Genomic DNA, 12,935 nt, shown 5'->3' with positions numbered 1-12,935 from the left:
CGCCGAAGTGAATGCTGGTTCTGGGGAAAGAGCGCGGCAAAATAAAGGTTTCGCGATACGTCCCGACCCAACGTGGTCGGGCGCAACTCTAGCCGACGCGCCGATTCCGGGTCGTCGCACTTAACCCCCTCGCAAGGCCGGTGCGCTAGACCCGATCGTCGGGCCGGGGACGCACGAATGGGCATGGCGACGGATCGCATCGGCGCATCGATTTGGGGCACCCTCGCGGCGCGTCTGCGCGGAGCCCGCTCCGGGCCGGCCCGGGCCGCACTCGACGTGTTTGCCATCCGTATCGCTTCGGCCGGCTTCGCCTACGTCGCGCAGGTTCTCATGGCCCGCCTCATGGGCGGCACCGAGTACGGCATCTTCGCGGCCGTCTGGGTCTGGATCGGCATCCTCGGCCATTCGGCGACCCTCGGCCTGTCGCAGGGGGCTTGCCGCTTTCTGCCGGCGGACCAAGCCGTGGGCCGCGACGACGCGGTGCGGGGCTTCCTCTTCGGCGGCGCCGTGGTCACGCTGCTGGCCGCCGGCCTGCTGGCGGGCGCCGGGCTCCTCGTCCTCCGGGCGGAGGGAACGCTGCTCGCCGGCCCCTACGGTGCGCCGATCCTGCTCGCCGCCGCCATCCTCCCCCTGTTCGCCCTGCAGGATTTCTGCGAGGGCGTCGCCCGCAGTCAGAATTGGGCGGTGCTCGCCATCGCGCCGCCCTACCTCCTGCGCCAGGGGCTCATCATGGCGGCGATGGTGGGGGCGGTGTGGTCCGGCGCTCCGGCCGAGGCCTGGGTCGCCGTCGCCTGCACCCTCCTGGCCACGGCGCTCGCGGCGTCCCTCCAGGCTATCTGTCTCATCCGCCGCCTGCGTGCCGTCCATCCGCCCGGGCCGCGCGCCTATCGCTGGCGCCCCTGGCTGCGTGCCTGCCTGCCCATCGCCCTGACGGATCTCGCCAGCGCCGGGTTCAACGTCGTTGACGTGGTGATCCTCAGCGCCCTGATGCCGCCCGCCACCGTGGGCCTGTACTTTGCAGCCACCCGCATCCAGCAATTCGTCGCCTTCGTGCATTTCGCCGCCTCCGCCGCCACGGCGCAGCGCTTCACCGCCGCCCATGCGGCCGGGGACCGGGGCGGCCTCGCCGCCCTGGTGCGGATGCAGGGCGCCCTGACCCTGGCGGCGACGCTTCTCGTCGGGGCCGGCGTGCTGGCGGCCGCGCCCCTGCTCCTCGGTCTGTTCGGCCCCGAATTCCGCGACAGCCTGCCGATCCTCGCGATTCTAGTGGCGGGCAGCGTCGCCGCGAGCGTCTTCGGGCCGGGCGAGGACCTTCTGACCATGCTGGGCGGCGAGGGCGTCTGCGCGGCCGTCACCCTGGCGATGCTCTGTCTCGCCGCCGGTTTGTGCTGGGTGCTGGTGCCGCCCTACGGCGTCATCGGCGCCGCGATCGCCATGGCGGTCGCCACCACCGTGCGGGGCCTCGCCATGGCGATCGCCGCCCACGCGATCCACGGCCTCGCCACGCCGGTCCGGCTCGGCTCCTTTCGGATACGAGACCGATGATCGCTCCGACCCGCCGGATATCCGGACCCGATCCGACCTTCGCCGTCGTCGCTCTCACCGACCTCTCCCGGCACGGGGCCGCCTGGGACGGCCTCTTCGCGCGGGCCATCGATCCGCACCCGCATTACAGCCGCCACGTTCTGGAGGCGCACCGCGGTGCCGGCCTCGTGTCGGACGATCTGCGGATCGTCACGGTGCGGTCCGGCGACCGCCTCGACGCCGTTCTGCCGTTCCGGCTCACCTACGACCTGTGCGGCCTCGGCCGTCCCGTCGCCCGTCCGTTCCTGTCGCCGTTCGTCACCGCGACCCTGCCCCTCGTCGCCGACGGACCGGAGCTGTCGGCGACCCTCGCTTCCCTCGTGGCGGGCCTGCGCGCCGCATCCGGCGGGCGGCCCTGGCGCTGGCCGCTGCTCGCCACCGGAACCCACCTCGGACGGGCACTCTCCGCCGCCTTGAACGCGGCGGGCTGGGCGCTCGGCGAGGTCGACGCCTTCCGGCGGCCGGTGCTCGATCGGCGCGCCACTCTCGCTGCCTTCGAGGCCGACCATCCCAACCGGGCGCGTCTCAAGGATCTGCGCCGGCGCCGGCGCAGGCTGTCGGAGGGGGGTGCCCTGACCCTCGAGACCGCCACCGCAGGTGAACCCCTGCGCGCGGCCGTAGCGGCTTTCCTGGCCCTGGAACAGGCCGGATGGAAGGGCGCCGCCGGAAGCGCCTTGGCATGCCGCACCTCGCATGCCGCCTTCGCGCGGGCGCTCTTTTCCGATGCGGGCGGGCCTGTCGGCGCGCGGGCGGATCTCCTCATGCGCGACGGGCGCCCCCTCGCCATCAGCCTCGCGCTCGTTGCCGGCGGGACCGCCTGCCTGCTGAAGACCACCTACGACGAAGCCGAGCGGGCCGGGGCGCCGGGCCTCGTGCTCGAAGCCGAGATCGTGCGCGCGCTTCACGAGACCGGCTTCGCCGAGCGCCTGGACTCCGCGACCCTCGCTGGCTCGGCTCTGGAAAGCCTCTACCCGGATCGCGAGACCGTCGCGGAGATCATCGCTGCCCCCGAGGGCGTGCGCGGGCTCGTGTCCGTCGAGCGGCGGGTTCGTCTCGCCCGGTTCGAGCACGCCGCCCGGGCGCAAGCGAAGCGACGTCTCGCCGAGAGCGCGTTGGCTCAGAGGTTGATGGGCAGGGGCTGACGCCCCACATCGTGCCTCGCGACTGGCCCACATCGGTTCGCCAGACAGGAAGCGCCGTATGTTTCGCCCGACCCTCGCCCTCACCGGAGCCTTGTTCCTCGCCATGACCACAGCGTCTTCCGCCGCCGAGACCGTGACCCTGCCCTCCGGGCTCCAGTACCGCGACGAGGTCGTCGGCACCGGACCCGAGCCGAAGGCCGGCCAGAAGGTCAGCGTCCACTACACGGGCTGGCTCGACGACAACGGCAAGCCGGGCAAGAAATTCGATTCCTCGCGGGATCGCGGCACGCCCTTCACCTTCACGCTCGGCGCCGGTCAGGTCATCGCCGGCTGGGATACGGGCGTGGCCACCATGAAGACCGGCGGCAAGCGCACCCTCATCATCCCGTCCGACCAGGGTTATGGCGCACGCGGTGCCGGTGGCCTGATCCCGCCCAACGCCACCCTGATCTTCGATGTTGAGCTTCTCGGCGCCAAGTAGGCCGAACACTTCAAGCTGGCTCAACACGCGAAAGGCCGGATCGGGTTGCCCCGATCCGGCCTTTCTTCGTTTCTCAAACCCGATCGGGCTGCGCCTCACTCGCCCGAGAGGGCGGCCTTGGTGCGGGACCACCAGCCGGCGCGCTTGGGCCGGTCGGGATCGAACGGCGTCAGGACCACGGCGACGGGCTCGGGCGTGGGAGCCGCAACCGCAGGCTCCGCGCTCGGCTCGACCTCGGCGGACGCTGGCGCCCGGGAAGCCTGCTCGTCGACCTGCGCTGCGGCCGGCTCGGGCGCCGAGGCGACGGGCAGATCCTCGGCGACAGGCAGATCCTGTCCAACCGGCAGATCCTGGCTGACGGGGTCGGCGCTCGCCTGCGTCGCCGCGATGACGGCTTCCGCGCTCACCGGCTCCTCGCCGCCCGCGAAGGCCGTGGGGGCATCGGCCACGGTCTCGGACTCCGAGGCCTCGGCGTCCGTGTCCGTCGACTCGCTTGCAGTGTCGCGCGAACGGCTGTCCCGATCGCGCCCCCGGCCACCGCGACGGCCCCGGCGACGGCGACGGCCGGAGCCGTCATCCTCGCCCGTGGTGACGATCTCGGTCGAGCCGTTGACCTCGGAGCCCGTCTCCTCGGCCTGGAGCGTCGATCCGGCCTCATCGGACTCGTCTTCTTCGGACTCCGACCGGCCTTCGTCCTCGCCGCCCACCTGAGCGCCGCTATCCTGACGTCCACCACGACGGCGCCGACGCCGGCGACGGCCGCCGCGGCCTTCGCCGCCTTCGTTGGTTCCCTCGCGGGCCTCCTCGGTGTCGGACGCCTGAGATTCGGTTTCCGCTTCGGCCTCGGCGGTCTCGACCACTTCGTCCTCGAACTCCTCGTCGTCCTCCGTCTCCATCGCCGGGTTGATGGCGATGGCGCGGACGCCCGTGATGGCGCCCTCGGCGCGTACGGCCGGCTCGCCGCGGTCGAGCTGGAACGCCGCCGTGGTGGCGAGGCGCTCGTCGGCCGCGATGGTCACGGTCACGCCGAAGCGCACCTCCAGCTCGTGCAGGTGGCCGCGCTTCTGGTTGAGGATGTAGAGCGCGGCTTCCGTGCGGGTGCGCAGCACGAGGTTGTGCGTGGCACTCTTGAGGAGCGATTCCTCGATGGCGCGCAGGATCTGCAGGGCCACCGACGCCGTGGCGCGCACGAAGCCGGAGCCGCCGCAATGAACGCAGGGGAGCGACGAGCTCTCGAGCATGCCGGTGCGGATGCGCTGACGGCTCATCTCGAGCAGGCCGAAGGGCGAGATGCGGCCGACCTGGATGCGGGCGCGGTCGTTCTTCAGGCACTCGTTGAGCTTCTTCTCGACCGCGCGGTTGTTGCGCTTCTCCTCCATGTCGATGAAGTCGATGACGACGAGGCCGGCGAGATCGCGCAGGCGCAGCTGGCGGGCGACCTCCTCGGCCGCCTCCAGGTTGGTGCGGAGCGCCGTGTCCTCGATGTCGTGCTCGCGGGTCGAGCGGCCCGAGTTCACGTCGATGGAGACGAGGGCCTCCGTCGGGTTGATGACGAGGTAGCCGCCGGACTTCAGGGTGACGTGGGTCGAGAACATCGCGTCGAGCTGCTGCTCGACCCCGTGGCGCGCGAAGATCGGCGTCGGGTCGCGGTAGGGCTGCACAACCTTGGACTGGCCGGGCATCAGCATGCGCATGAAGTCGCGCGCCTCGCGGTAGGCCGCGTCGCCCGCCACCAGAATGTCGTCGATGTCCTTGTTGTAGAGGTCGCGGATGGCGCGCTTGATGAGCGAGCCTTCCTCGTAGACGAGGGCCGGGGCCGAGGAGGACAGCGTCAGCTCGCGCACGCTCTCCCACAGGCGCATGAGGTATTCGAAGTCGCGCTTGATCTCCGGCTTGGTGCGGGACGCGCCGGCCGTGCGCAGGATGACGCCCATGCCCTCGGGCACCTCCAGATCCTGCGCGACCTCCTTGAGGCGCTTTCGATCGGCGGCGCTGGTGATCTTGCGCGAGATGCCGCCACCGCGGCCGGTGTTGGGCATCAGCACCGAGTAGCGGCCGGCGAGCGACAGGTAGGTGGTGAGCGCCGCGCCCTTGGTGCCGCGCTCTTCCTTGACGACCTGCACCAGGATGATCTGGCGGCGCTTGATCACCTCCTGGATCTTGTAGTGGCGGCGATAGGTGCGCGGGCGCTCGGGGATCTCGGCCAGGGCGTCGCCGTTGCCGCCGACCTGGGCGATCTTGGGCTCGCGCTCGCCGTCCTCGCCCTCGTGGTCCTCGTCGTCGTCCTCGTCCGAATCGTCGTCTTCGTCGGAATCCTCATCCGAATCGTCGTCTTCGTCCTCGTCCTCCTCATCGGACTCGTCCTCGTCGGATTCGTCCTCGGAGGTCTCGGCTGGGGCCGCGACGGGTTCGGCGGACCCGCCCATGGGCGCGGCTTCGAGGGCGATCTCGGCGGCCGGCTCGACATGAGGCGCCGAAGCGACGTGCGCCTCGGCGGTGATGTGCGGCTCGGGAGCCGCTCCAGTCGCCTGAGTCTCGGTTGCGGAAGCGTCCGTCGCGGGTGCCTCGTCGGCATTCGCCTGGGCAACGGCTTCCTCCGTGGATTCCACAGCGTGCTCGGCCTGAGCCAGCTCGGCGGACGCATCGCTGCCCGTCTCGGCCGAATGCGCCGCCGTGTCGTCGAACCCGGACACGGTCTGCTCACCGACGCTCACGGCCGAGACGTCCATCTCGGCGGCGTCGGCCGACGGATCCGCGACGCTCACGGTCTCGGCGGTCTTGGCCGAGGCGGCCTCGGCGCGTCGGCCGCGCGAGCGGCGGCGGGGCTTGCGCTCCTCACGCTCGCGATGCTCCTCGGCGTCGCGCGCCTCGTCCTCGAGCAGGGCCTGCCGGTCGGCGAGCGGGATCTGGTAGTAGTCGGGGTGGATCTCGCTGAAGGCGAGGAAGCCGTGGCGGTTGCCGCCGTACTCGATGAAGGCCGCCTGGAGCGAAGGCTCCACCCGCGTCACCTTGGCGAGGTAGATGTTGCCCCGAAGCTGGCGCCGGTTGGCGGCTTCGAAGTCGAATTCCTCGACCCTAGACCCGTGGACCGTGACGACCCGGGTCTCCTCCGGGTGCATCGCATCGATGAGCATCTTGTTGTTGTTGGCCATGACGAACTTTCGACAGGGCGGCCGACGTCGTTCTCCTCGAACCGAGCGGCTCCCGTGGCGTGCCGCCCCGTCCCGGCCCATCGGGCCGGACGGTCAACGCGCGCGACGATCCGAAAACGCGGATCGCGGGAACTGTGGGGAAGGGATTGCCGTCAACCGCCTTTGGGCGCCGGTGATCGGCGCGCGTGGGGTTGATCCTGGTCAGGGCCGACGGGACTGCGGCGCCACGCGAAACGCGCATGCGTCGAACACGAGCAACGGCAACCGATGCTGTGTGTCCTCCCATCCTCTCCCTGACCTCGCGAAGACTCTTGGGCCGGATACCGCCGGCCACGGATTTCGAAGAATGGCCGCGAGCCGAGCGGCCGCAGCTTGAACCGTCACCTGCCCGGCTCTTTGGAGCACCGGCGAGCATGGCGCGGGAACCGACGGCGAAGACGCCCGAGCGATCACTCGAAACGTCCGCGGGCCGCGGAGCATACCGCACGGCACCGGGAAGGGTACAGTTTCATTACAGATCGCCGCAGGGATTTGGCAAGATGGAAACGCCGCACGTCCCGCGATAAGTCCCTTCCACGACGGGGCAATGGCGACCTTGACGCCCGTCCGGCCCCGAGGCCACGTGCCCCCGGCCGGCGAGGGTTTTTCCATCGACCGTCTTCACCGGTCCAGCGCCCGGCCCGATGCGGCGTCCGGGAAGGGAACGCAGCGATGGATGGCGACGCGACGTTCCGACTTGCGAACGATCAGGGCCGCGCTCGCCACGCCGCCGAAGCGCTGTTCGCGTCGGTGAGGCGCGAGCTCGTGCCGATCATGGCCCGCGCGAGTGTCGCGCGCCGGCCACAACCCCATGCCAACCGACGGCGTGGCACAAGGAACAGTTAACCATCGCGGCCGTATCGCTTAACCGGACGCCATCAGGAACCGGAACGCCGGACCCATGTTCGCATCCCACCGCCTGCTTCGGTCGATCGTCCTCGCGGCGAGCCTCGCGCTGACCGCCAGTCCCTCCGCGCGGGCCCAGGACGGCGACAAGTCCGTCCGCGCGTCGGCGGCGGTCGCCATCGCGGCGGACCTGTCGAGCGGCGGTCCCGGCATCACCAAACTCACCCTGACCCTTTCGAAGGCCATCGAGGCCCGCGCCTTCGTGATGGAGCGGCCCGACCGCGCCGTGATCGATCTGGCGGAGGTCAACTTTCAGCTCGGCACGGAGACCGGGCGCAAGCGCGAGGGTGTGGTCGCCTCGTTCCGCTACGGCCTGTTCGCACCCGGACGCTCGCGCATCGTCGTCGACCTCGCCCAGCCCGCCACCGTCGGAAAGATCGAGACGGTGACCCGCGCCCGCGACGGGGCCGTGCTCCTGACCGTCGAGTTCCAGCGCAGCGACCGCGAAGGCTTCAAGCGCGCTGCGGTGGCGAGCGATCCGGCACCCCAGGCGCGCAAGGCCGTGGCTCCGCCCGAGGCGACGGATGCCCGCCCGCTCATCATGGTCGATGCGGGCCACGGCGGCACCGATCCCGGCGCCATCGCCGCCACGGGCGTGTTCGAGAAGGACATCGTGTTCGGCTTCGCGCAGGCCCTCGTCGCCCGCCTCGAATCGGGCGGACGCTACCGGGTGCGGATGACCCGCGACCGCGACGTGTTCGTGCCGCTCTCCGAGCGGGTGCGCATCGCCCGCGACGCGAAGGCCGACCTGTTCGTCTCGATCCACGCCGATTCGATCCAGTCCGCCCCGCAGGTACGGGGTGCGACCATCTACACCGGCTCGGAGAAGGCCACGGACGCCGAATCGGCCCGCCTCGCCGAGCGCGAGAACAAGGCCGACGCCGCCGCCGGCACGGAGTCGAACGAGGGGCCGGGGCACGTCGCCGACATCCTCCAGGAACTCACCCTGCGCGAGACCCGCACCTTCTCGTCGGGCTTCGCCAAAGGCCTGATGGCCGAGCTCGGCCCCGTCATGGAGATGAGCCCCAAGCCCCACCGCGAGGCCGGCTTCATGGTGCTGCGCTCGCCCGACGTGCCGTCCGTGCTGGTGGAGCTCGGCTACCTGTCGAGCAAGCGCGACCTCGATCTCCTCCAGTCGGAGGCCTGGCGCGCCGACGTCACCGGCGGAATGGCCAAGGCCATCGACGCATTCTTCGGCAACCGGACCTCCCTGACCCGGCCGAACCCGCCCCGGCGTTCGGCGGCAATCGCCCCAGTTTCACCATAGAATGAGAGTGAAACCGGGGCTCACGGCGCCCCGGTCCAACCGACGTCGCGACTTCGACGGGAACGGCCGCGCGGGTAGCCCCGAGCGAACGCCGCCCTTCCTCATGCCCGCTGCCGCGAGCGGCGAGCCGCGTCCAGGCCGGACCGGTGGCAGATCCAGCGACGAACGGGACCCGGATGCGCATCATCCTTCGTTTCTTCGGCTTCCTGTTCAGCATCGGTGCGATGCTGTTCGTGGTCGCCTCGGCCGCCGGGGCGTTCTTCTACTGGAAGTACAGCCAGGATCTGCCGGACCACGCGGCGCTCGCCAATTACGAGCCGCCGGTGATGAGCCGGGTGCATGCCGCCGACGGCTCGCTGCTCGCCGAGTACGCCACCGAGCGCCGTCTCTATCTGCCGATCCAGGCCATGCCGAAGATCGTCGTCGCGGCCTTCCTCTCGGCCGAGGACAAGAACTTCTACAAGCACGGCGGCGTCGATCCGGAAGGGCTGGTCCGCGCCGCGCTGACCAACTTCAAGAGCGGCAAGAAGCAGGGCGCCTCGACCATCACCCAGCAGGTGGCGAAGAACTTCCTGCTCAGCCCCGAGCAGACCTTCGAGCGCAAGGCCAAGGAGGCGCTCATCGCCTTCCGGATCGAGGCCGCCTACTCGAAGGACAAGATCCTCGAACTCTACCTCAACGAGATCTTCCTCGGCACCATCGTGCCCGGGCGCAACCTGCACGGCGTCGCGGCGGCGGCGCTGGACTACTTCGGCAAGTCCGTCCACGAACTGACGATCAACGAGGCGGCCTACCTCGCCGCCCTGCCGAAGGGGCCGAACAACTACCACCCCTATCGCCAGACCCAGAAGGCGCTGGACCGCCGCAACGAGATCATCGGCCTGATGGCCCAGAACGGGTACATCACCAAGGAGGAGGGCGACGCCGCCCGCAAGATGCCGCTCGGCGTCAACCCCCGCGTCGCCTTCGCCAACGCCGCCAACGCCAACTACTTCACCGAAGAGGTCCGCCGCGAGATCGCCGAGCGCTACGGCGAGAAGAAGCTCTACGAGGGCGGTCTCTCCGTCCGGGCGACCCTCGACCCGAAGATGCAGGCCTGGGCCCGCAAATCCCTCGTCGACGGCCTGATCCGCTACGACCAGTCCCATGGCTGGCGCGGGGCCCAGGCCAAGGTCGACCTCGTCGGCCGCGACTGGGGCTTGGCCGTAGCCGAGGTTCCGGGTCTCGGCGACGTGCAGCCCTGGCGCCTCGCCGTGGTACTGAGCACCACCGGGGGCGCCGCGCAGATCGGCCTCCAGCCCCGGCGCGAGGCTTCGGGCCAGGTCTCGAAGGATCGGGAGACCGGCACCATCGCGGCCGAGGGGACGCGCTGGACCGGCCGCTCGCCCGCCGCCGCCCTCAGTGCGGGCGACGTGATCTACGTCGAGGCGATCGACGGCGGCCGCGGGGCCTACCGCCTGCGCCAGCGTCCGGAAGTCTCCGGCGCCATCGTGGCCATGGACCCCTACACGGGCCGCGTCCACGCCATGGTGGGCGGGTTCTCCTACGACGAGAGCCAGTTCAACCGGGCGACGCAGGCGATGCGCCAGCCGGGCTCGTCGTTCAAGCCGATCGTCTACTCGGCGGCCCTCGACAACGGCTACACGCCGTCCTCGATCGTCCAGGATTCGCCCATCACCATCGAGGCCGGCCCCGGCCAGGAGGCCTGGACCCCGTCGAACTACGACGGCAAGTCCGGCGGCCCGCACACTCTCCGCTACGGCATCGAGCACTCGAAGAACCTGATGACCGTGCGGCTGGCGAAGGACGTCGGCATGCCGCTCATCGCCGAGTACGCCCGCCGCTTCGGCGTCTACGACGACATGCTGCCGGTGTTGCCGATGTCGCTCGGCGCCGGCGAGACCACGGTCATGCGCATGGTGACCGCCTACTCGATGCTCGCCAATGGCGGCCGGCGTATCCGTCCGACCCTCATCGACCGCATCCAGGACCGGGTCGGCGAGACCATCTACAAGCACGACGCCCGCAAGTGCCTCGGCTGCGACGCGGAGAAGTGGTCCGGCCAGGACGAGCCGAAGCTCGTGGACGATTCCGAGCAGGTCCTCGATCCGCTCACCGCCTACCAGATGGTCTCGATCATGGAGGGTGTGGTCCAGCGCGGCACCGCCACCATCCTGAAGCAGGTCGGCAAGCCGCTCGCCGGCAAGACCGGAACCACCAACGACGCCAAGGATGCGTGGTTCGTCGGCTTCTCCCCGGATCTCGCCGTCGGCGTCTATATCGGCTTCGACAAGCCGCGCTCGCTCGGCGACCGCGCCACGGGCGGCGGCCTCTCGGCCCCCATCGCCCTCGACTTCCTGAAGCAGGCCCTCAAGGACAAGCCGCCCACGCCGTTCCGCGTCCCGCCCGGGATCAAGCTCATCCGCGTTTCGGCTTCGTCCGGCATGCGTGCCGGCTCCGGCGAAGGCCCCGGCACGATCCTCGAGGCGTTCAAGCCCGGTACCGCGCCGCCCGATGCCTACGTCGCGGCGCCCAGCAACGCCCCGCCCAGCGGCGGCGCTCCGCCGGACGCGGACCGTGCCGCTCAGGCCGGCGGCCTGTACTGAGACGCAGCCTTCGAAGCGGCCGGGACCCGATCCCGGCCGTTTTCGTTCACCGGAACCCTATTCCCGTTGGTCAGAAGCCCTTGCGCGCCAGGGCCAGGGCCGCGAGCTTGTCGATGTCGAAGCCGGCCTGGGGCACGTCGACCATGAAGCGTTCGGCGATTTCCGAAACGACGAAATCGGGGCGGACCCGCGCGATGGTGTTCCAGTCGATGCTCGTCGACCACAGCACATGCACCTCCCGGAACGTGTCGGCGAAGAGCGGCGTCAGGGTGCCGGTGGCGCCGTTGGGCGTATGATGCGCGTACGAATCCCCGAACAGGACGAGGCGGCGTGGATCGGCCCCGGGTGACGCGTTGCGGAAGATCGCGTGGGTGCCGATATGCGCGTCGCGCCCCCGGCCCTCCTGCTCGAACGCCGTGATCAGCGCGTTGGCGTGGACCCTCCGGGCCGCGCTCTCGAACAGGCACGGCTCGGCGACTTCGCAGCGGACCGGCGTGAACTTCGAACCGAGATCGCCGCCATAGACCTGGGGCGTGCCGATGCGGCGCTGGGCGATGTCGTAGCGCGGACGCACCCCGAGGCTCCGGCAGATCTCCGCATAGGCGAGCCAGCCCCCCGCGAAGGTCCAGTGGGTGTCCGTGTGGCGATAGAGCGCCGTGTCCCGGGCCCGCACCCGGAACGGCGGCACGAGATCGACATAGGTTCGACGGGCCGGCGACAGGCGCAACCAGCGTTCCAGGCGCACGGCCGGCGCGCGGTCGGGGTCGAGGGCGAGGCCGTCGAAGGCGTGGCCGTGGATGGCGAGCTTTTCGGGGGCGACGACGTGGGCGTAGCGAATCCCCATCTTCTCCAGGCGCCGGGTCCGAGCCTCGAGGAGGCGACGCCAGCGCCACAGCTTCCCCCGGGGAAATCCGGGCACGCCGTACTGCGCCTGGACGGCGTTGCTGCCCCCCGTGAGGAACAGCCAGCCGTCGCGCCCGACATGGATGTCGGGATGGATCGCGGTCTGTGTGTGCGGCTCTATGGCTGCGGAAAGGCTCATTCGGGGGGTCTAATCGGGTTCGCGGCGGCGTGCCAACGCGCCCGGGTTAGTGCCTTGATCGGACGCGGGTTTCCAAGCCGATATCCAGGTTGCCCCCGGTGTGGCCCATCGGAATCCAGACGTCGCCGGTTTCAGTGGTGGTGATGCGCGGCCGGGGCGCCGGGGGCGATCGCGTTCGGGCTCGTCGCGCCGATGGGCGCGACCGAGAAGGTGACCGGGACGGTCCCGGCGCGTTCGAAGGTTAGGGTGCCGGAGACGGGCTCACCGACCTTCGGGGCGGACTTGAGATCCTCGAACATCAAGTGAAGACCGCCGGGCTTCAGTTCCAGGGTCTGGCCGGGTGCGATGGGCAACCCGTCCGGCACGGCCGCCATCTTCATGACGTTGCCCGCCATGGTCATGGAATGGATCGCCCCCCGGCCCGCGGTGGTGATGGCCGCCCCCGTGAGCCTGTCGGCCTGCGTACCGGTGTTGGTGACGCGAACGTAGCCGCCCGCGACCTTGGCGCCCCCCGGCGTCGCCCGCATCCACGGTGTCTCGATCCGCAAAGTCCCGGCCGTGATGGGCTCGGCGGCGCGCGCCTGCGGCACGAGACCGAGGGCGGAGGCTACGAGAGCGAAGCGCAGGGCGGTGCGGGCGGTTTGATTCATCGCAGGGGTCCGTTGGGTCGGGCGGTAGGACGAGATGGCGGGGTCCGGTCGGGGACGGCCGACGCG

The 12,935-nt window shown here is 70.4% G+C and carries 8 protein-coding genes; 5 read left to right on the top strand and 3 right to left on the bottom strand.

From position 1 onward, the window contains the following. Window positions 1–183: 183 nt before the first annotated feature. From ASF52_RS07295 to ASF52_RS07285, 3 genes are read left to right on the top strand one after another with little or no spacing between them, the layout of a single operon-like run. Window positions 184–1,545 (top strand): lipopolysaccharide biosynthesis protein, encoded by a 1,362-nt coding sequence (locus tag ASF52_RS07295; protein ID WP_056170664.1) that lies wholly within the window; start codon window positions 184–186, stop codon window positions 1,543–1,545. Beyond that, window positions 1,542–2,726, top strand: a complete 1,185-nt coding sequence (locus ASF52_RS07290; RefSeq protein ID WP_056169939.1) for a GNAT family N-acetyltransferase — start codon at window positions 1,542–1,544, stop codon at window positions 2,724–2,726. Before ASF52_RS07295 ends, ASF52_RS07290 begins: the two co-directional genes overlap by 4 nt. A gap of 58 nt (window positions 2,727–2,784) precedes the next feature. Continuing rightward, a complete protein-coding gene (locus tag ASF52_RS07285) occupies window positions 2,785–3,207 on the top strand; it encodes an FKBP-type peptidyl-prolyl cis-trans isomerase (protein ID WP_056169934.1) in 423 nt (140 codons plus the stop codon). Window positions 3,208–3,302: 95 nt separating this feature from the next. On the opposite strand, the gene ASF52_RS07280 is transcribed toward ASF52_RS07285, so the two are convergent. Next, on the bottom strand, window positions 3,303–6,359 hold the full coding sequence (locus ASF52_RS07280; protein WP_056169931.1) for an Rne/Rng family ribonuclease: 3,057 nt from the start codon (window positions 6,357–6,359) through the stop codon (window positions 3,303–3,305). 940 nt (window positions 6,360–7,299) lie between these two features. Here ASF52_RS07280 and ASF52_RS07270 point away from each other — a divergent pair. Then, the gene (locus ASF52_RS07270; RefSeq protein ID WP_056169925.1) at window positions 7,300–8,571 is read left to right on the top strand and encodes an N-acetylmuramoyl-L-alanine amidase; all 1,272 of its coding nucleotides are present in this window, start codon (window positions 7,300–7,302) and stop codon (window positions 8,569–8,571) included. Window positions 8,572–8,747: 176 nt separating this feature from the next. After that, window positions 8,748–11,177, top strand: a complete 2,430-nt coding sequence (locus ASF52_RS07265; RefSeq protein WP_056169923.1) for a penicillin-binding protein 1A — start codon at window positions 8,748–8,750, stop codon at window positions 11,175–11,177. A 70-nt stretch (window positions 11,178–11,247) separates the two neighbouring features. On the opposite strand, the gene ASF52_RS07260 is transcribed toward ASF52_RS07265, so the two are convergent. After that, a complete protein-coding gene (locus ASF52_RS07260) occupies window positions 11,248–12,219 on the bottom strand; it encodes an alginate O-acetyltransferase AlgX-related protein (protein ID WP_056169920.1) in 972 nt (323 codons plus the stop codon). Between the two features lie 131 nt (window positions 12,220–12,350). Further along, window positions 12,351–12,869 (bottom strand): copper chaperone PCu(A)C, encoded by a 519-nt coding sequence (locus ASF52_RS07255; protein ID WP_056169917.1) that lies wholly within the window; start codon window positions 12,867–12,869, stop codon window positions 12,351–12,353. Window positions 12,870–12,935: the final 66 nt, after the last annotated feature.

The sequence above is a fragment of the Methylobacterium sp. Leaf112 genome (assembly GCF_001423295.1).
Classification (GTDB): Bacteria; Pseudomonadota; Alphaproteobacteria; order Rhizobiales; family Beijerinckiaceae; genus Methylobacterium.
Note: the sequence above shows the minus strand (reverse complement) of the source record. Positions and strands in the feature narration are given on the sequence as shown.